Genomic DNA, 21252 nt, shown 5'->3' on the forward strand with positions numbered 1-21252 from the left:
CTAACTGATACTAATTGCCCGTGAGGCTTAACCATACAACACCCAAGTAGTTTTGCTACATAGTGGTTGTATGTTGTTTGACAGTCACGTACTCATTACTGAATTAGATTTAAAAGCGTATTTATATTGAAGGTCGATGAAAGCATTCATCCATGAATAACATCGACATTAGTGCATCCGTGCACGTCATGCTTTCCAAGTTGTAATTTTTTTGTCTAGCGACAATAGCACTGTGGTAAGTTCCCATGTGAGAGTAGGACANTAATAAAAAAAATAATAGCTGGCCGTTCATAGGCATCCATGCCTTCACGACATTAGCGCATCCTTGTACGTCATGGTAGTGTGACTTATGTTGCAGAAAAGCCCATGTGAGAGTAGGACATTGCTAGATTTCTATTATAAAAGCCCCCTAGTAATTAAGACTTATCTTTTTACGTTTAATAAGCATGCAATCGGTTAAGGCGATAAGTTTTTTCTAACGTGCTCAGGTATATGGACAACATTAAAGCTTTGCGAGGAGCTTAACGGTGAAAGTAGAGAGATAAGAAAGCTATACTGTAACTTTATTATAAGTAGCTTCAACTACCTCTGTTTTGAATTAATAATGATATCAAGTAATAAACCAACTGGATAATAGTTTACTTATATTGTTATATATAGAGTGTATTAAACAGTTATTGACTGAGTCGTTACGCTCAACTTTGTTGTTTTAAATTATATTAATTTGAATTTAGAGGTCTATAGATTCTTTAAAAAAGGGCGTTAAGAGCTTTGCTACAAAAAACTCGATAATAAATATCGAGTTTTTAATTGGGTATCGAAACTTTGGTTCAATACTTAATTTGAATTTTTATTTTCCAATCGATACAGTCAATTGTGGAAATTGCTTGATCTGATCGATAACAGTAACAACATTATTGTGAGCGGTTTTATCATCAGCAATCACTACGGCACTAGTTGTTTGGTTTTCAGCTAGGAAACTTTCGATACGTGCAGGTAAACGTTCAATATCAACAGTTTTATTATTGAAGCTGATCATTCCTGAATCTGAAATTTTAACAAGTATTGTTGGGTTATCATTACTCGGTGATTTGTTTGGTTTAGGCTTATTAACTAATAAACCTTCTTCTTTTACGAATGATGTGGTAACAATGAAAAATATTAATAAGATAAATACAATATCCAGCATAGGAGTCATATCTACATCAGCATCATTATTTTCTTGTAACTTTCTTTTTCTACTCATGATGTTTCCTTTATAGTTTTCGTTACTATGTACGAAAAGTTACGTAATAACAAAGAATAAATCTAAAAATTTTAAAATATAATAAAAAAGTAATTTTTAGCTCATTAAGGTTATAAGCTGGAATACTAAAATACTAGTATTTATTTTACTCAATAATATTATCTGCCAATATAATATCAAACATTACATTGCGAATAAATAATTCTTAGTTGTCAATTTAGTTAAAATTAACATTATTTATCACCTTTTTTAGATTTTTACTTAATACTTCTAGAAAAATTAGAAGCGATTTAAATTACATCTTTGAATTATTATTTTCGATTAAGCTTTTTAACTCATTTATAACAAATGAAGGTAAAGCAAATGATGAGGTATGCAAAGCCGCATTATAGTAATTAAAACTTAATTCACTAGCTTTTACTCTTTGTTTATCAAAGTCATCGATTGGATGATATTTTTTTGATGCCAAAGTGAAACACCATAAGCCACCTGGATAAGTTAAATTACTAAAGTTATATAAAAAGCACTTTGGAAAAATTCGATTAAGGACTTCAAGTAAAGATTTTTGAATATCTATTGCATACCATGATGATTCTCCTTGAGATACAACAATGCCATCATCACTTAAACAGTTATAGACATCTTGGTAAAATTCCTCCCCGAATAATGGCTGTGCAGGGCCAATAGGATCCGTGCTATCAACTATGATGACATCAAATTTCTCTGAAGTTTCTTTGACGAACTTTACTCCATCGCCAATAATTAAATTCACTTTTTTATCATTAAGAGCTAATGATGTTTGTGGTATGTATTGCTTGCAGGCATTAACTACCATTGCGTCTATTTCAACCATAGTGCACTTTTCTACGTTTGAGTGCCTTATTACTTCACGAGCTGTTCCGCCATCACCACCGCCTATAATTAAGACATTTTTAGGAGCCGGGTGTGTGAATAATGGAAGGTGTGTGATCATATCGTGATAAGCAAATTCATCGCGTTCTGTCACCATAATTAAACCATCATTGAGTAGCATTTTACCGTGACCTTTAGTTTCAACTATATCAACAGTTTGAAATTCGCTTTGCCCTGAGAATAAAATTTTTTCTACTTTGAAACGAAGACCTAAAAAATCTTTAAATTTTTCTTCTACCCATAAATCAGAGTGCATTATTTTCTCCTTCGATATGTACTTGTATAGGTTGAGTAAATTCTAATTGAGGCAAAATAAAATTCGCAAAGTTCACATGATAGCCATTAGGTAATGTTTGTTGTACTAATGATTTACTTAAGTAATTTGCTTCTTTAAATAATGTAGTTTTATTGGAAAAACTATGTTCATTAAAGCTTAATATATCGAATGACAAGGGTTTTAATATCTCTATAAAAAGTGGCGCTATTGCCATTAAGTCCATATTTGATTCAAAACTTATATAACTACTGTCTGCTTGTGGAGTGATGTGAATCGTTAAATATCTATCTGCTTTAATTGCATTCAGTGAGTAGCCGTATGGTTGAAAAACATAATCATCTATGATGAAATCAGGTAGAATCTTATTAATCGATAAAAAGTCTCTAATCGCTAATGCAGTTATACCTTTGCTGGTTAATAAATTAGAAGCTTGTTCATTTATTTGATAAGCAAGGAATTCATAAGTTTTATCTTCAGGATCAGCAATAAAGTTGTTTTCATAATGGAATAGAAAATTGTGATGTCCGTCAAGCTCACCAAATCGATAAGCATTGCCTTTAATGTACTGTGACAGTAACTTTATATCATCCCCAAAGCAGCTGGGTTGAGCATGTGAAAAGTATTCGTTTTTACGTTGATAGGTAAGTTGTTTAATTTTATCTTTACCAATTTTCTTGATAAAATATTCAATAGCATTAACAAGTTGGGTTTCACCACAGGTTAAAATTAACAGTCTATCATTCCAGACAAATAAACTTGATTCAGAGAGTAAGAAAGCTTTGCAATTTTCATTGTTTATCGATGAAATAATTTGCGCATTACAAGATGTCACCATGGCTTGCCAAAAAGTATCTTTTATATCTTTTAGTAAAGATATTTGGCCAATATTTATTTGTATTTCTGCTTTTTTTTCAGCACCTTCAAAAAACAATGGTTCGCCCCTTTAAACGATAAAAACAATGGTTATTTATATTTGATCTATAAAATTTATATGTATTAAATTTTAGTTTATTTTTCAATGGTTAACAAACTTATTCAATTATGCATTTTATTGTGATTTTTATGACATAAATAAAGTCATAAAAAAAACATCAATAATTGAAAATATTTCTATACTTTGGTGAAAAAAGTAGCATAATTGCCGCGAAATTTTTCGCGTATATATAGGTTAACTAACGTGACAATAATAAAACAACTAACAATTGAATTAGACAGTGTTGATATTCCTTTTCAACTCTCCAAAAATGCCGAAGGTATTTATGCTAATTCTATACATATTATTGGTTTTGAATATGATGGAACTGCGTGTTTTCGAAAAGGCACTAAAGCAGGTCCTAATGCATTAAGAGCGGTTGCTGACGGCATTGAAACATATTCACCATATTTTAACGCTGATCTAGGTGATGTTACGTTTTATGATTTAGGAAATTTAAAAATTCGTCCTTCACTTACTGCGCAAAGTGAAAATGATGAAGCAGAAAAGCACAGTATACTTGAGCAACAATGGCAATATGCAAGTGATGACTTTACCGATTTGTTTGCAGATATTGATTTAGTTCAAGACCAAGTGAAAATACTGACAATAGGTGGCGAGCATTCTATTTCTTATGCACCGATTAAAACTTATTTAGAACAATACCCTGATTTAGTATTGATTCATTTAGACGCTCATGCTGATTTAAGAGATGGTTATCAAGGTTTTCATTATTCACATGCGTCCATTATTCGAAGAGTGTTAGATCATTTTGGTGAGCAACATGAGTTAATACAATATGGTATTCGTTCAGGAACAAAAGAAGAATATCAATGGATGAAAGAAAATAAGACAATTAAAACGTCAAGAAAAGAATTTTTGGACGCAGTAAATAACATTGCAAATGATCGACCTATTTATTTAACGTTAGATCTTGATTATTTTGATCCAAGCTTTTTCCCTGGTACTGGTACGCCAGAGCCTGGTGGAGAAGATTTTCATTCTTTTATTAGCCTTTGTAAAATGTTGAAAGAGAAGAATTTTGTTGGGTGTGATGTCGTAGAATTAGCACCAGAGATTGATAGCACGGGTAACAGCGATGTTTTTGCTGCTAAAGTTGTTCGTGAACTTATATTTTGTTTAGCATAGTTGAGATAAAGATTTGAACAAATTGAATAACCCAAGTAGCGGTAATAAAGAATTTTCAAGCAATGAGCTGGCTTCAACAGCCCTTAATTCATCTTGGACTATTGATGATGCTGAAAAAGCATATCGCGTAAAACGTTGGGGTAATGGCTATTTTGATATTAGCGAGTGTGGTAACATTCATGTTAGCCCTCGTTATGATCAACCTGATCTTAAAATAAACTTACGTGAAGTAATAAATGAAATGGCGGAAGAGGGGATCGAATTTCCTGCTGTTATTCGTTTTCATGATATTTTACGTTCACAAGTTGAACAGCTGAATAAAACCTTTAGAGCAAAAATTGAGGAAGCTGATTACGAAGGGAAGTACTTAGGTGTATTTCCAGTAAAAGTGAATCAAATGCGTGAAGTTATTGAAGAAATTGTTGACGCAGGTAGTCGTTTTAATTACGGCTTAGAAGCTGGATCTAAACCAGAGTTAATTGCAGCACTTGCCTATAATACTAATAAAGACTCTTTAACCGTGTTGAATGGTTATAAGGATGAAGAGTACTTACGTCTAGCGTTATTGGGCTTAAAAATAAACAGAAATATTATTATTGTTATTGAAAAGTTTAGTGAATTAACAAAGCTTATCTCTTTAGCGAAAGAGCTTAATATTGCACCTGTTATTGGTCTTCGAGTTAAAATGATGGTGAAAGGACGAGGTAAATGGGAAAGCTCGAGTGGTGAACGTGCCAAGTTTGGATTAAGTATTGCTGAAATTCTTAATGCAGTAACGTTATTAGAAAATGAAGGTATGAAGGACAGTATTAAATTATTGCACTTTCATATTGGTAGCCAGCTTACTGATATTCGCGCAGTTAAAGAGGCAGTACAAGAATCATCATTGGTTTATTCAAAGCTAGTACAGTTAGGCGTACCTTTAGAATATGTTGATGTAGGTGGTGGTTTAGCAATTGATTATGATGGCTCTCAATCCACTAATGACTCATCTTGTAATTATGGTTTAGAAGAGTATGTCTCAGACATCGTTTATGGCTTTAAACAAAACTGTGATCTTGAATCTGTTCCTCATCCTAATATTGTGAGTGAAAGTGGTCGTGCAATGACGGCTCATCATTCTTGTGTGATAACAAAAGTCATCGGTGAAATTCACCCAAGTGGAACACAATATGCGACAAAAAAATCGACTAGTGAGCATATTATTGTTACCAATATGCGAGATATTGAAAATGAAATGGAGCAAGAAAACTCTCAGGAAGTTTACAATGATATTTGCCAATTAAAAGAGCAAGCTTTTCAAGCGTTTAAACTTGGTATTTTTACGTTAGATGAGCTGGCAAAAGTTGAAACTATGTATTGGCGTATTCTAAATCGTATTGAAACACAAATAAAAAATGAAGAGTTTATTCCTGAAGAATTGCGTGAAATATCAGCAATGTTGTCATCACAGTATTTAGCGAATTTTTCAGTATTTCAATCAGCAGCTGACTCATGGGCGATTGATCAGGTATTACCAATTGTACCTATTTCTCGTTTGAATGAACAACCAACAAAGCTGTGTAGTTTAGTTGATATTACCTGTGATAGTGACGGTAAAATAGATAAATTTATTGGCGAAGATACGGTCGCTAGTAATATACCATTACACCAATTGATACCAGGTGAAGATTACTTTTTAGGGATCTTTTTAACTGGTGCATATCAGGATGTTATGGGTGATATGCATAATTTATTTGGTCGATTAAATGAAGTTCATGTGTTTAGTTATGACGACGATCCCAAGGATTTTTATATTGAAGAAACTGTGAAAGGCTCTTCTGTGGAAAATGTATTATCAACGATGCAATATACACCTGTACTTATGGCTCAAGTGATTAAAAAAGACATTGATAAAGAAGTTCAACGAGGAAAGATTAAACCCCGTGAAGGTGTTAATTTAATTGACTTTTATGAAGAATGTTTAGCTGGCTACACTTATTTAAAAAGTTAGCTAGTAAGAAAATATTGCTCCACATTATTATATAGTGATGGAGCAATATTATCAGTAAAGTTTTTCTTAATTATAAAGATAAATTAATAAACACTTGATTATATCTTGTTGAAATATCATTCTATATTACTTGCTGCGCTCATTTAATAAGTGCTATTTGAATTTTATTGAAAGGTAAACCATGTTGATGCGAGTTTTATACTTACTTTTACTCATTCAAATAAATATATTTATCAATATAGCGTACGCAAAATTGAATTATGTCAGCCTTAATACCATAGAATCAGAGCTACGTGAACCTCTCTTTTTAAAGTTAAATATTGTTGGAAGTGGAAATAACTTACCGTTAAGGTTTACCCTAGTTTCGCAAAAAAATGAGACAGAAATGGCAGCTCATCGGCTTAATGCTTTCATGGTTCGTTTAGCGAGTATACGCCCAGCGATAGGTGAAAGTTTCATTCAAGTATATGAGTTTGATGGTCAAGCTTGGCAAAAAGTACAACAAGTCGATATATCGAATAAATTAGAAAGTTTTGATCCATCTTTGGCTAATAGACCAGCCCAAAAAAATATCACGTCGCCAGTAGCACCGCAGGTGACTTCAAAAGAGCCAGATACCGAATGTCAGCTAACACGTGAATCTAAAGAAACGCTGTGGAGCATTGCCAGTCGTTATAAAGATAATTGGCGAGTAGATGTATTTAGTGCAATGCTTGCTATTTTTCAGACAAATAAAAATAAATTCTCTCATCAACATATTGGTTATCTAATTGATAATGCATCATTAGCTTGTCCTTCTCGAAAAACTATTGCGATGATGGGCGAAAAAGAGGCAATGAAAGCTGAATTCTTTCGTTTGAATAAACTTCCAATCTGATTAGAAAATCAGCTATATTGTTAACTATATATCAATAATAATTATCATCAAATGGAGTTGATAACATGGTTAAACGTATAGTGATTTGTGCTGATGGTACATGGAACCGTCCTGAAAAAGATCTCGAGAAAGACTTTCCTACTAATGTGTTAAAGCTCGCTCGCGCGATTATGCCAATGGGGGACGATGGTATTCCTCAACAAGTGTTTTATGATTGGGGCGTAGGCTCTTATTATAATTCAGTCGTAGGTGGTGCCACAGGTGCAGGTATTCAAAAAAATATTAAAGATGACTACCGATATATCGTTCAGAATTATAATGAAGGAGATGAACTTTATTTCTTCGGCTTTAGCCGTGGCGCTTATACTATACGCTCGTTATGTGGGTTAATTAATAACTGCGGTATTTTAAAGCGAGATAAAGCCCATTTAATTGAACAGGCTTTTGAGCACTATAAAAATGATGGTGTTGATTACAAGCCGCGAAGTGCAATGTCTGAAATGTTTATTGCTGAGAATAGTCATCCCGATAAAGTAATAAAATTTGTTGGGGTATGGGACACTGTTGGCGCAATGGGCATACCTATTTCATTTTTGGGGTTATTCGAAGATGAAGATGAATTTTATGACACTAAAATGGGTTCAAATATTCAGGTTGCGAGACATGCCTTAGCGATAGATGAACACCGTAAGGATTTTATCCCCACAATATGGCAACGACGTACGAGTGTTGATATTAAACAAGTTTGGTTTTGTGGTGCTCATAGTAATATTGGCGGTAGTTATGCGCCTGACGAAGATAGCGGGCTATTATCAGATATCACGTTACAATGGATGATAAAAGAAGCGAAAAGCCATGCATTAAGCGTTGAATCTCATTTAACGGAACAACTAAACCCTAAAGTTACGGCCACGATTACCGAATCACGAAAGTCTTTTTATCGTGTTAAACGTAAAATGTATCGAAAACTACAACTGACCGATGAGACGTATCAATTAAAATTACACAAATCGGTGAAAGCGCGTTATTTAGCAGATAAAAGCTATCGACCTAGTAATTTAGTAAGTGAAATAAAAGCTAATGGTTGGCCTGCTCTCGAGGATTAAATTCATTATTAATTTTTTAAAGCGATTAAAAAATTAATAATGTCATTGGTTGTATTTTGAATTTAAGATGTCTCTTTAATTACGAAGTCACAATTATTTCTAACTTGGTTTGCTGTTGATTTATTAATATCTCTGCAGTGCTTTATATATCTAAATAACTCGATAGGGAATATATTGAATTGGTACTGTGGAAGTTGATATGCCTTTTTATTATACGTGCTAAACATAACTCCAAGGGAGGATCGAGTAAAATAATATGATCAATTCATAAAGATATAACATCTCTTTCTTTGCTAAACAGTTCTTCAATAAAAATCAACTGGCTATTACTCCCTATAATTAAAGACTTTAATGAATTGGCAAATTTAGGGGGGAATAAGTGATTGGTTGGCTCCATTTTTTAACCAAGCTTCCATGTTTACAGGATAAGTGTTTTCATCAATATGATCATCAAAAAGTAAAAATGGGCAATCGAATTTACTCGCTAACCTTTTTACAATTGTCGTTTTACCTGAGCCTGATACACCACTGATCGCAATTACGATGTTTTTTTTCATTTAATTTTACTTTTAGTAAAAATTGTTATTTAGTGAGTTCAAAATCTAATTTTCTCACTTTAACATTTACACCTGCATTGGTTAATTCTTTAAAGAAGTTGTAAATATTACACTCAGGGACTTGTTTACAAATAATTTCATATTTTAAAATTGCAGCTTTACTGCTTTGTAAAGACGCTTGTTTCAGCCAAAATAACGCTTTATTTAAATTTTTTGGGGTGTATAAGGCATTTATATACATTTCTGCAAGGTTGATTTGGCCCTCGACATAACCAAGCTCAGACGATTGCTGGAATAGTTCAAATGCCGTTTTAAAATTGATTTCGCTATGTTGCTCTATTAAGAATGCTTCCCCTTTGATATTTTCAGATCTACCGTAAATAAATGGACTTGCCGCAGGTTTCATTATCTCTGGACTTACTAGGTTTCCATATAACTTTTTGCGAGTAGGCCTTTTTGCTAAGTAAATAATTTCACCTTGATGCATATTTCTAATTTTTGTAAGCGGTAAATTATAGCGTTTGGTTTCAAAGTAATCTTTGTAACTTAACTGACCGTATTTGATACTGTTAATAGCTGAATGTTTTCGTTGATAATACAAACTACCATAGACTAATGTAATAATGTCTCCGGTAATATCGACAACTTTAGCAATTCTATACTTTTCAGTAGGTCTTAATTTATTGCTCAATAATCTAAAATCTAAAAAATATATATCATCTATTTTAGGTGCTGAGATGATAGCCAATGTTTGATGATTTTCTAATTGATAAGCACTATATTTTAGGTAGCCTAAATATAACCCAAGAACAAAAAGTAGTAGCGTAGGTATTTTTAATGGTATAGATAATTTAGGGAAACTTAAAATTTTTATCTGCTTCATTGCTGCTTTAACATACACTTTACTTTGTCCTTTTACTGTAAAATTAAAATTTGTTGTTAAAGTTATTTTTCCTGTTTAACACCTGAATTTGGTGGCATTTTGTGATCCGTTTTATGCGTTCGTGGGAGTGTTTCTTTTAGATCATTTAAGTTTTTTTTACGCATTGGAAGCTTAGCACTTTTATGAAAAGTATTTAAATTCCCCACAAAATACAAAGCTACAATAATTAAAATGATCCAAGCAAGCCAATTATCCATGATCTTCCTTATTTATAGCATTATTGTCGAGAAGGTGTGTATGACAAATATTCGTAATATATTGCGTAAAAATACTGGTTAAGTTAGCTAAAATAGCTTTTTTACCGGAAATTTTACTCGTTCCAATTAAATTAGCCAGTAATGGAAGGGTTAACTTATTTTCATATTGTTGCGCAAGTGGTTGAAAAGACATGTGCCATGGTTCTATTGCGATACCACCTCGATCTTGAGAGTAAGGAAAGAAAAAACCAAATTCATTAGCGTGTTGATCTAACCATTGGCTTAAAGGAAAGAAATAGCCTTGTTCTTGGTATTCCCATGGCTCAAGCTGTAGAGATTTACCATTAGGTAATAAGTTAGTGGCGTAAACATCAATATCTGTCCCCCAGTGATGTCTGCTTGCCCCTGGTAAAGCAGAATAAGTCAAAATAGCCATCACTTTATCTGTTTCGTTTAAGTGGTCTAGCTCAATAATATTATTGTGCTTATCTCTAACGGCTAGCTCGCCATTAAATTTTTTATTCCAAATGCTAAGTTGGCGATCAAAGCTACGATATCCGCTGGCGATGGATAATTCAAAGCCAGATTGTTTAGCATGACTTACCAAATCTTTCCAAGCAGATAACATATCATTATGAATAGCTAACTTTGGAGATAACCAGCTTAAGTGGTACTCATCTTGGCCAACGACTTGTGCGTTACGTATTAAGAGTTTGTTCACACGTTTATCATCCAACAACTTAAGTTTTAGGTGTTAATACGTTAACGAGTGTTTGATAATAAATATCAGCTAACAAGTTAAGGTCTTCGCAGGCGACACATTCATTCACTTGATGTATAGTTTTATTACAAGGCCCTAATTCAATAACTTGAGCTCCTGTTGGTGCAATAAAGCGTCCGTCTGAAGTACCTCCTGATGTTGAAAGTTCAGTTGTGATCCCAGTAATTGACAAGATGGCTTCTTCTACCGCGCTAACAAATAAACCTGGTTCAGTAATAAAGGGCTTACCGTTATAGGTCCATTTTATTTCATAATCAAGTTGGTGTTCGGTCATTACCGCATTAACTTTATCCACAATAGTTTGATCATCTAATTCTGTACTATAGCGAAGATTAAACCACGCGGTAAGGTGTCCAGGGACTACATTTGTTGCACCAGTGCCAGATTGGATATTCGATATTTGAAAACTGGTTTCTGGAAAATAATCATTGCCTGTATCCCAATGGCTTTGACTTAATTGAGCGAGTGCTGGCATGGCTAAATGAATAGGGTTTTTTACATGATCTGGGTATGCTACATGGCCTTGTTTTCCATGAATGTCTATTTCACCTGAAATAGAGCCACGACGACCATTTTTAATAATATCACCAACTTTATAAGTACTTGATGGCTCTCCTACAATACAATAATCTATTTTCTCGTTACGAGCTTCTAATGTATCGATTACGCGGGTAGTACCATTAATAAATGGGCCTTCTTCATCGCTCGTAATTAGAAAGGCGATAGAGCCTAGGTGATCGGGGTGATCATTAACAAATTTTTCTGTGGCGATAACCATGGCTGCTAAGCTACCTTTCATATCGGCGGCACCACGACCATAAAGCATCCCATCAATAATAGTAGGCTCAAAAGGCGGTGTCTGCCACAACTCAAGATTACCCGCAGGCACAACATCGGTATGTCCAGCGAAACAAAATACTGGTGACGTTGAACCTTTACGAGCCCATAAATTGGTCGTGTCTTCAAATACCATTGTTTCGTTATTAAAGCCTAACGGTTCAAGGATATTTAGCATTAATGCTTGGCAACCTGCGTCTTCTGGAGTTACAGAAGGGCGAGAAATTAATGCTTTGGCAAGAGATATTACGTTAGTTTCAATTGTGGCCATTAGTTAAATAACTCTTGATATTGTTGCTCCTTGAAGCCGACATGTAATGTGTTGTTGATTAATAATACGGGGCGCTTAATTAATGTGGGTTGTTCAAGCACAATATTCTTAAAGGTATTTTCGTCTAAATTTTTCTTAATGCTCTCATCTAAAGCACGAAAAGTCGTACTACGTTTGTTTAATAATAACTCCCAATCTATCAGTTGAGTAAATTTGTTAATTAATGTGGTGTTTATGCCATTGACTCTAAAATCATGAAATTCATAGTTAATGTTGTTGTTATCTAACCATTTCAGTGTTTTTTTAACGGTATCACAATTTTTAATACCATAAATTACAGTCATAAAATTCCTTTGAATTTATCTATTTAACAAGATAGTGAATTAGCCTATTTAGCAGATGTTGCTAGTGCTATTACCGACCGAAATAATTATTAATTACGGGACAACATTTGATGCTGGGTAAAGCGGTAAAAAAAGCCATTTAATTAAAGAATAACTATACCTATTTCTCAGGGTAACCACTAGAGCAAGACTGATATTTTATATATTTGGTCAATAAGTATGAAGCTTTATTACGATAATATTGTGTAAATACGTGTTTGTTTATTTATTTTTAGTAAAAGGTAGATAAAAATAAGTTTAATGATGGTTTAATTGCCTAAAAACAAAGATGATTATTTATTATTTTTAATAATACTATCCACAAAAGCTGTGGATATCATTGTGAGCAACCTTTGTTTATCTGTGTATCTTATTGTTATAGTTTAATTAATTTGGTCGTTTGTTTTTTGGCTAGCTAAAAAATAAACGACCAATGATTGAGAGTTTATAAAAACACCAACTTAAGTCAAATAAGTGATTTTTATATCAAATATGCCACTAATGTCTGTATTTTAAGCATTAAATTTACGTATTATTTAAAATTTAGCTTGAATTGCTGTTAATGCAATGGTGTAAACAATATCATCAACAAGAGCACCTCTTGATAAGTCATTTACGGGTTTACCCATTCCTTGAAGCATTGGTCCAATACTGACCAAGTCAGCAGATCGTTGTACTGCTTTATAAGTCGTATTACCGGTATTTAAATCTGGAAATATGAACACATTGGCTTTGCCTGCAACAGGACTATTTGGGGCTTTAGTTTTTGCTACGTTTTCCATAATAGCGGCATCATATTGTAATGGACCATCTATTATTAAGTCAGGTCGTTTCTCTTGGGCCAGTTTAGTTGCGAGCTTAACTTTTTCCACATCGGCGCCGTGACCAGATGTTCCTGTGCTATAGCTAATCATTGCTACTTTAGGCTCTATCCCAAATTGTATTGCTGAATCAGCAGATTGAATAGCTATATCAGCAAGTTGTTCTGCATTCGGCTCAGGGTTTATTGCACAATCCCCATATATCAATACTTGTTCGGGTAATAGCATGAAAAATATTGAAGAAACTAGAGAGCTGTTAGGAGCTGTTTTAATTAATTGTAGTGCTGGGCGAATTGTATTTGCTGTGGTGTTTACGGCACCAGAGACTAATCCATCTACTTGCCCTAGCTTTAACATTAAAGTGGCAAGCACTACATTGTCTTTTAATTCTTGCTGGGCAACCACTTCAGTCATGCCTTTATGTTTTCTTAGCTCAACTAAAGGATTAATGTAATTATCTCTAATTAATTCGGGGTCGGTAATAATTAAACCAGAGGGTAAATTAATACCTTGTTGCTCAGCTATTTTGAGAATTTGTTCTTTATTTCCTAGTAATTGGCAACGGGCAATGCCTCGTTCTGCACATATAGCCGCAGCTTTTATTGTTCTTACATCGGTACCTTCAGGTAATATAATTAATTTATTTGCTTGTTTTGCTAACTCCGTTAATTTATGCCTGAACGCTGGCGGTGACATAGGATTTAGATGAGGTGCAATTTTAGATAATTGATCAACCCATACTGGAGACAAGTTATCTGCTATATATTGTTTTACTCTTTCTTGACGTTGTATATCATCTTGAGGTAATTCTGGCGTAAAGTTCATTAGGTGACGAGATGTTTGCCAAGTATCAGATGGTACAGATAGTACAGGTAAACCAGCGGCTAAGGCGTGATCGCATAGTTCCATAATGCTTTTATTCGGTAGATAGCCATTAGTTAGTAATAAAGCGCCGACTTTTGTTCCATTTAAAGCTGATAAGCAAGTGGCAATAATTATATCGGTTCGGTCACCTGGCGTCACCACTAAACGTCCTGGTTGTATATGACTTACTAAGTTGCTTACACTTCTCGCACAAAAGCTAATACTACGAATGCGGCGATGCTCCATGTCTCCAGCATTTATCACTGTAGCGTCTAAATAATTGGCGATATCTATGACTCTTGGTGCAATTAAATCAATTTCCCAAGCGATAGTCCCTAATAAGCTAAAGTGATTATGTTTAAAAATAGATAAATTAAGCCAAGGGGTTAAATCTGGATTAACCTCAAATTCATGTTCACGAGGGAGTAAGCCAAACTCATCTTTATCAGGAGAATTTATTTTGTTGATAATGCAACCGAGTAACTTTGGGTTTTTTAAACCACCAAAAGTAGCTGCGCTGACTTCAATTCTGTCTTCAAACTCTTCTTCATTATCGCTGTCTGGAGATGCGACTAGTACTATATTACTTGAAAGTGCTTGTGCTACTTCTTTATTGATTCTTCCTGCATACGGCTGGCGTGTCGTTGGAATTAAACCTTCAATTATGACTAAATCGTATTCTTTACTAAAATTATTATAGTTGGCAACTATTTGCTCTAATACCACATCATGCTGTCCGTCACCCATTTTTTCTTCTACATAACTTAAGGTGATTGACAAGTCGTTACCAGACCAACTAATGGTTTGGTTCTTATTTGAAAGTGAGTTTCTAGAAGGTTGGCTAATCGGTTTAAAATGACCAACTTTAATGCCTTTTTGCTGACAGGCATGCATTAGCCCAAGGGTTACACTTGTAAGTCCAACACCAAAACCTACGGGTATTAACATTAAACGATTTGACATTTTACATTCCTTTATTGATAAGCAAGTGTTGTGTTTGTTCTGCGATTACCCATTCTTCATTCGTGGGTATTACCCAGCAAGGTCTACTGGTTGTATCATTTATATTTCCCTGTTTTCCAAAGCGAATTTCTTCATTTAATTGTTCATTTGCTTTAAAACCAAGGAGGGATAACTGATTAAGAATAAGACTTCTGATTGTGTTTGAGTTTTCACCAATGCCACCAGTAAAAATTAACCCATCGAGATTGTCTAAACTAGCACTAAAGCTGGCAATTTTTTTGGCAATACGATAACAGAATACATCTATGGCAAGTTTAGCGCGTTTGTTTCCGGCTAATAATTGTTCTTCAATGGTGCGGCAATCATTACTGATCCCAGAAATGCCAAGTAGCCCACTTTCTTTATTTAGCAGGGTATTGACTTGGTCTAACGAATAGCCTAATTGTTCTACAAGGTAAAAAATAATGCTGGGATCGATGTCACCACTTCGAGTTCCCATTACCACTCCTTCAAGTGGAGTAAAGCCTAAACTAGTATCAACACTCTTCCCATTAACGATAGCACTGATACTACAACCATTCCCTAAATGTGCGCTAATAAAATTGCACTGCTCTAGTGGCTTTTGTAGTAATGAGCTGGCTCGTTGTGTGACAAAGTAATGGCTGGTGCCATGAAAGCCATAGCGTCGTATGCCATGTTCTTGATATAAATTGTAAGGTAGACCATAAATATAAGCTTTTTCAGGCATAGTTTGATGAAAAGCAGTATCAAAAATAGCCACTTGCAATAAATGTGAAAATACTTTCTCGGTTGCTTCAATGCCGACTAAGTTAGCAGGATTATGCAATGGTGCTAATTTAGCTAATTTAGCTATTTCATTTTTTACTTGAGGAGTAATTAATGTTGGTTGATGATACTTTTCTCCCCCATGCACGACGCGATGACCAATAGCTGTAATTTGTTCAAATAGATTATTCTTAGTTATAAAATTAACTAGCTCAACAATAGCAGTGTTATGATCAAAAGGGGGTAGAAGTGCTAATACTTGTTTTTCTCCATTTACTTTGAAGCTAATGTTTGCATTATCTGATAAAAGGCATTGGGCGATACCATTTAAACTTTCTTCACCTGTTTTAGGGTCCATTAAAGAAAATTTTAAAGATGAACTGCCACAATTTATCACTAAAATTAAAGGTTTTTTCATAAAATGATTAACTATCTCAACATGTTGATAGTTAATCATAGCTTTTTTAAATTTAAATGTTTTGATATCACGCAATTTTATTAAATTTTTAGACAAAATTTTCATCATTTCTCTAATTTTTACTGAGAATATGCTATCTTTTTAGCAAGAGTTACGATATTTTGTTGCCTATGAATATGAGTGTAATAGAAATTTTTAAATTAGGCCGGAAGTATATGGAGTTATGGCCTAAAAAAGCAGAGCTTAACCATTATTTTGATGAGTATCGTGCGGTACAAATAGGTCGATTAGTTTATCGATATTTGCCGGCCATGGCGTTATTTGTTTTAATTATGCAGTTATATTTTGGTGGGGCTGATATTCTTGCTCAGGCGTTAGTATATTTCTTGTTTTTATTAAGTATTCCTCTACAGGCTGTTGTTATGTTAGGTGTCAAAGCTGACAAATTTTTACCGCCTGCTTTAGCTGATTGGTATAGAAGAGGGGTTGCTAAAGTTAATGAGCAAGATGGTGATATTAAACTTTCTATTAGAAGACCTCGTTATTTAGATTTAGCAACATTATTAAATGTTAGTTACGCTAATTCTCGATACCGGTTATAGTTATAGCCTTCTTTAGTTCATTTGACTAAATTATAAAGTGCTTATTTTATTAAATTTTATATCTTTTGATATAAGCGAATGATGAAGTCAGCTTGGCAATTGAAATTTCGTTGTTGCGACAAAGCACTTAAGGCCTCTTTTGAAGCTTTAAACGCAAATGGGGTCATAGATAATAAATTTAAAGCATCATCTGGTGTGTTTAATGTCATTTGGTAAGCTATTCGTTGTTCATCAATTAATTTTAACGATTGAATTACTTCCTTTTCATCATCATGCTCCTTTGCTGACTGATAGATTATTTCCTTTAATTCAAATAAGTGGCGCTTACCAGGCGTGACTGTAACTAAATAACCTTGTTCAGCTAAAACACGGGTAAATTCTTGTTCTAAAATGGGAGCATAGACTGAAATCATCCAATTAAAATAGTGATCTGCAAACGGAAGGTGAGAGAGAGTTGCCACGCTAAAATAAACCTCTTTATATTTTTTCGAGGCTTTTTTAATCGCTTCTTTTGCAATATCAACACCGTATACTTGATTAGTGGTATTAATATGTTGATGAGTATAATAACCTTCCCCACATCCTGCATCTAATATCTTAGCCTTACATAATGCGTATTCTTGTTGTAAAGCGAGGAGTTTATTGACCAAAGGTTGATAATAACCTTGTGATAAAAAGTCGCGTCTAGCATTAACCATGGCTTTGTTATCGCCTGGCTGTTTTGAATGTTTAAGTTGAACCGGCAATAGGTTCACATAGCCTTCTTTAGCTTGATCAAAACAATGATTATTGATGCAAGCATAAGTCGGCTGTTGGTAGGTTAATTCAGCTTTACATATAGGGCAAAGATACTCTGCAAGTCTTTTCATTAACTAAACGTCGACCATATTGGGGCATGATCAGAAGGTTTCTCTATTCCTCTAAGCTCATAATCAACGTCAGATTCAATACATTTTTCAGCAAGTTTTGTTGTTGCTAAAACAACATCAATTCTAAGGCCTCTATTATCATCAAAGCCTTTTGAGCGATAATCAAACCAAGAATATCGTTCTTCTCTTGTAGGATGTAGTTCTCTGTAAGTATCTTTAAATCCCCAATTTAGTAGTGTCGCTAACCATTCACGTTCTTCGGGTTGAAAACTACATTTTCCTGTTTTTAACCAACGTTTGCGATTGACTTCACCTATGCCAATATCAAGATCTGTTGGGGAAATATTAATATCACCCATTATTACAATATTTTCATCTGGGGTATGGTGTAAGTTTAAGTAATTCATCAAGTCTTTATAAAATTGGCGCTTATATGGATATTTAGTTTCATGAGCAATATTATCGCCTTGTGGGAAGTAGCCGTTTAATATTGTAACTTTTTCGTTATTTTCATTAGTTGTTTGAACCATTATCATACGTTTTTGTGATTCATCAGTATCTGTAGGAAAGCCTTTAATAACAACATCCGCTTCTTTTTTACAAAGCATAGCTACGCCATAATGCGCTTTTTGACCATGAAAATATACGTGATATCCCATGGCTTCTACATCTGCAAGTGGAAACATTTCATCATGTACTTTAATCTCTTGAAGGCCAATTATATCTGGTTGATGTTTATCAATAACTGCTTGCAATTGGTGAAGGCGGGCACGTAAGCCATTTATATTAAAAGAAATGATTTTCATTTGTTGAAGATACCTATTGATAATTAATTTTTAAGCAAGTCAATTATTATATTGGAATGTGGCACTTAATAAAATCTAAAGCGTTAAATAAACTTCATGCTTATGACTTTAATAATTGGTGCAACATTCTTATTAATTCCAGTTTTTCAATGGGCTTAGCTAGGTAACCATCAAATAATTTGTTATAAATTTCTTTTTGCTCGGCTAATACATTGGCGGTTAATGCGATAATAATTTGTTTACTATTGAATTCCTTTATAATGCTACATGCTTCAAGTCCATCCATTTTAGGCATTTGAATGTCCATAAAAATAAGATCGGGTGATAATTCTTTGCATAAATCTACTGCTTCAAGTCCGTTATTTGCAATAACAATATTCGCTTTTGTTGGCGCTAACATTGCCTTTGCAACGACTTGATTAATTTGGTTGTCTTCAGCTAATAAGATTGTGCGATCATTTAAATCTGGATAGTTGTTAATTTCTATATCAATAGTATCTGGTTTTATCTGTGATGCTTCAAGTGGCAAGGTTATAACAAATTTACTACCGAGTTCTAATTCGCTTTCAACATCAATTTTACCGCCCATTAAGCGAATTAATGATTTGGTAATTGGCAAGCCAAGCCCTGTGCCTCCGTATTCTCGGGTAGTTGATTGATCTGCTTGTTCAAAGCGTTCAAATAATCGAGGTAAGACTTCGGGTGAAATGCCAATACCAGTATCAGTAATAATAAAAGATAAGTGTTTATTCTCAGTGAGTGTTACATAAAGAGTAATGCCGCCTTTATGAGTAAACTTAATGGCGTTGGAGATAATATTTAAAAATATTTGCCTAAGTCTGACAGCATCACCAATCCAATAATTATGCTTAACAGTAGAATTGAAGGTTAAGTAAATCCCTTTTTCTTTTGCTGGAATAATCAGGTCTGAATGTAAATAATTAAGTAACTCTTGTAGTTCGAATGTTCTATTTTCTAGGGATAATTTGCCTGCCTCTATTTTAGAAAAATCTAAAATATCGTTTATAATGGTAGTGAGAGCTTTGGTTGAGTAGATTGCCTTATTTACATAATCTTTCGCTTTATCAGCAAGGGGTAACTCTTCTAATAATTGTAATGTACCAAATAAGCCATTCATTGGTGTGCGAATTTCATGGCTCATATTTGCAAGAAACTCTGATTTAGCTTGGGATGCTTTTTCGGCTTGCTTTTTAGCATCTGCAAGAGCTTTTTCATGAATGATTTGCTCGGTTAAATCATATGCTATACCTAAATAACCCACAATTTTGTCTTCGTTGTTTAAAAGAGACGTTATATTTAAGTTTACTTGAGTATGTTTTCCATCAGAGCTTACATATGTCCATTGGTTAGTGTCAGGTTGATTGAGTGAGGCTTTCAGTACAAACACATCAAAATTTGCTTTTACTTCGATATTTAGTTCTTTACTTAATTTTTTAGCTTGTTTTATTATTTCTTCTTCTAAATGGAAAATAGCCGGTGTTTTAATGCCAACAACTTGATCTGCTGGATAACCTAATAATTTTTCTGCGGCAGGATTAAATACGGTAATAATGCCTTTAATATCAGTTGCAATTACTGAATAACTTGCGCTATTTAATATACTGCGTTGTAACATGTTTATTTCTGCTAACTGGTATGTTCTAGCTTTTACTTCAGCTTCTAATTTTAAGTTAGCGGCTTCTAATGCTTTTTCATGTTTTTTTGATAATTGAATTTCCAGCTGATCTCTTTGTGCTTTGCGGTATAAGGTAATTTGAACCGATAGAATAATTAACATAATTAAGACTGTTAATATTAGGCCATTAAAAAACTCTTCAAATTTGTTTGGTAAGTTCAAACTATTAATATGAGCGTTTGTTCCATGAAGTGTAATCACCCAGGTGCGCCCCATGATAGTAATGTTATTTGTAACGGAGTAAGAGGTTATATCATTCTTATTTCCGTAGGTAAAAAATGTGATTGATGACTCTTTAGTTTCGTCGATAAGGCTTAAATAATTAGCATCAAATTTAGATAATGATTTTAATACTTCATCGATTAATAGAGGTGAATAAGTCCAACCAACCAAGTCGTCCATTCGTTGTGTTTGACTTTTGGGAGGAATTATCGAGTTATAAACGGGTAATAAAATTAAAAAGCCTTGTTGTGTTTTTTGATTTGCTTGTACTAATGTTATTGGTCCAGTTAATTGCACTTGATTGTTCTTTGCTGCATTTAGTGCCGCACTTCTTCTCATTGTTTCAGAGCCAATATCTAAACCAATTGCCTGATTATTCTTATTTTCAGGAAAAATATACTGAATTATAAATTGGTTTTTTGTATGAGGATTTAATGACTTTATATTAAATTGATTATCGTCTCTTTCTTTACGCGCGCTTTCTACAAATGTATTTAAGTTTTTAGGTTCTACATTTTTTATATAGCCAATACCATTGGCGCCGGGCAATTCTAATTGATAGTTATGGCTTTTAGAGTAGTTTGCTATTGCTTGATAATTAAGATTGCTTACCTCAAGGCTATGAATAGTGCCACGCATTGCATTGAGTGCACGATGGTACATTTCTAACCTATCGTTTATTTCTGTAATTATAACGTCAACT

At 33.8% G+C, this 21252-nt stretch carries 19 protein-coding genes; 5 read left to right on the forward strand and 14 right to left on the reverse strand.

Annotated elements, in window-relative coordinates:
• Positions 1-850: 850 nt before the first annotated feature.
• From IE155_RS09810 to IE155_RS09820, 3 genes are all read right to left on the reverse strand, one after another.
• Entirely contained in the window at positions 851-1246 is a 396-nt protein-coding gene (locus tag IE155_RS09810) for an ExbD/TolR family protein (protein WP_189378083.1), read from the reverse strand.
• Positions 1247-1541: 295 nt separating this feature from the next.
• Entirely contained in the window at positions 1542-2414 is an 873-nt protein-coding gene (gene speE, locus IE155_RS09815; protein ID WP_189378084.1) for a polyamine aminopropyltransferase, read from the reverse strand.
• A complete protein-coding gene (locus IE155_RS09820; protein WP_189378085.1) occupies positions 2404-3366 on the reverse strand; it encodes an adenosylmethionine decarboxylase in 963 nt (320 codons plus the stop codon). The genes speE and IE155_RS09820 overlap by 11 nt, the downstream gene beginning before the upstream one ends.
• A 246-nt stretch (positions 3367-3612) precedes the next feature.
• Here IE155_RS09820 and speB point away from each other — a divergent pair, with 246 nt between their 5' ends.
• The 4 genes from speB to IE155_RS09840 all read left to right on the forward strand — a co-directional run bounded on the left by speB (position 3613) and on the right by IE155_RS09840 (position 8533).
• Positions 3613-4557, forward strand: coding sequence for an agmatinase (gene speB, locus IE155_RS09825; protein ID WP_229817199.1), 945 nt, complete (start codon positions 3613-3615; stop codon positions 4555-4557).
• A 67-nt stretch (positions 4558-4624) separates the two neighbouring features.
• Positions 4625-6550, forward strand: coding sequence for a biosynthetic arginine decarboxylase (speA, locus tag IE155_RS09830; protein ID WP_189378229.1), 1926 nt, complete (start codon positions 4625-4627; stop codon positions 6548-6550).
• A gap of 187 nt (positions 6551-6737) precedes the next feature.
• Positions 6738-7427 (forward strand): LysM peptidoglycan-binding domain-containing protein, encoded by a 690-nt coding sequence (locus IE155_RS09835; protein ID WP_189378086.1) that lies wholly within the window; start codon positions 6738-6740, stop codon positions 7425-7427.
• A gap of 65 nt (positions 7428-7492) precedes the next feature.
• On the forward strand, positions 7493-8533 hold the full coding sequence (locus IE155_RS09840; RefSeq protein ID WP_189378087.1) for a T6SS phospholipase effector Tle1-like catalytic domain-containing protein: 1041 nt from the start codon (positions 7493-7495) through the stop codon (positions 8531-8533).
• 365 nt (positions 8534-8898) lie between these two features.
• On the opposite strand, the gene IE155_RS09845 is transcribed toward IE155_RS09840, so the two are convergent.
• The 8 genes from IE155_RS09845 to IE155_RS09880 form a co-directional block, all read right to left on the reverse strand.
• Positions 8899-9090, reverse strand: a complete 192-nt coding sequence (locus IE155_RS09845; RefSeq protein ID WP_189378088.1) for a nucleoside/nucleotide kinase family protein — start codon at positions 9088-9090, stop codon at positions 8899-8901.
• Positions 9091-9115: 25 nt separating this feature from the next.
• A complete protein-coding gene (locus IE155_RS09850; protein WP_189378089.1) occupies positions 9116-9991 on the reverse strand; it encodes a tetratricopeptide repeat protein in 876 nt (291 codons plus the stop codon).
• A gap of 44 nt (positions 9992-10035) precedes the next feature.
• On the reverse strand, positions 10036-10230 hold the full coding sequence (locus IE155_RS09855; protein WP_189378090.1) for a hypothetical protein: 195 nt from the start codon (positions 10228-10230) through the stop codon (positions 10036-10038).
• The gene (locus tag IE155_RS09860) at positions 10223-10951 is read right to left on the reverse strand and encodes a M15 family metallopeptidase (protein WP_229817201.1); all 729 of its coding nucleotides are present in this window, start codon (positions 10949-10951) and stop codon (positions 10223-10225) included. Before IE155_RS09860 ends, IE155_RS09855 begins: the two co-directional genes overlap by 8 nt.
• A 19-nt stretch (positions 10952-10970) precedes the next feature.
• The gene (dapE, locus tag IE155_RS09865) at positions 10971-12119 is read right to left on the reverse strand and encodes a succinyl-diaminopimelate desuccinylase (protein WP_189378091.1); all 1149 of its coding nucleotides are present in this window, start codon (positions 12117-12119) and stop codon (positions 10971-10973) included.
• Positions 12119-12463 carry an ArsC family reductase gene (locus IE155_RS09870; protein WP_189378092.1) on the reverse strand — a complete coding sequence of 115 codons (345 nt, stop codon included), beginning with the start codon at positions 12461-12463 and terminating at the stop codon, positions 12119-12121. Before IE155_RS09870 ends, dapE begins: the two co-directional genes overlap by 1 nt.
• Before the next feature lie 575 nt (positions 12464-13038).
• Complete coding sequence (gene pta, locus IE155_RS09875) at positions 13039-15150, reverse strand: phosphate acetyltransferase (protein ID WP_189378093.1); 2112 nt, start codon at positions 15148-15150, stop codon at positions 13039-13041.
• Between the two features lies 1 nt (position 15151).
• A complete protein-coding gene (locus IE155_RS09880) occupies positions 15152-16354 on the reverse strand; it encodes an acetate kinase (RefSeq protein ID WP_189378094.1) in 1203 nt (400 codons plus the stop codon).
• Between the two features lie 176 nt (positions 16355-16530).
• On the opposite strand from IE155_RS09880, the gene yfbV reads away from it, so the two are divergent.
• Positions 16531-16956 (forward strand): terminus macrodomain insulation protein YfbV, encoded by a 426-nt coding sequence (gene yfbV / locus IE155_RS09885; protein ID WP_268245250.1) that lies wholly within the window; start codon positions 16531-16533, stop codon positions 16954-16956.
• Between the two features lie 56 nt (positions 16957-17012).
• Here yfbV and rlmA read toward each other — a convergent pair whose 3' ends face one another.
• From rlmA to IE155_RS09900, 3 genes are all read right to left on the reverse strand, one after another.
• Positions 17013-17825 carry a 23S rRNA (guanine(745)-N(1))-methyltransferase gene (gene rlmA, locus IE155_RS09890; RefSeq protein ID WP_189378096.1) on the reverse strand — a complete coding sequence of 271 codons (813 nt, stop codon included), beginning with the start codon at positions 17823-17825 and terminating at the stop codon, positions 17013-17015.
• A complete protein-coding gene (gene xthA, locus IE155_RS09895; protein WP_189378097.1) occupies positions 17825-18631 on the reverse strand; it encodes an exodeoxyribonuclease III in 807 nt (268 codons plus the stop codon). The genes rlmA and xthA overlap by 1 nt, the downstream gene beginning before the upstream one ends.
• 100 nt (positions 18632-18731) lie before the next feature.
• A complete protein-coding gene (locus tag IE155_RS09900; protein WP_229817205.1) occupies positions 18732-21212 on the reverse strand; it encodes a CHASE domain-containing protein in 2481 nt (826 codons plus the stop codon).
• Between the last annotated feature and the right edge of the window lie 40 nt (positions 21213-21252).

Origin of the sequence: Thalassotalea profundi (assembly GCF_014653195.1) — a bacterium.
Taxonomy (GTDB): domain Bacteria; phylum Pseudomonadota; class Gammaproteobacteria; order Enterobacterales; family Alteromonadaceae; genus Thalassotalea_B; species Thalassotalea_B profundi.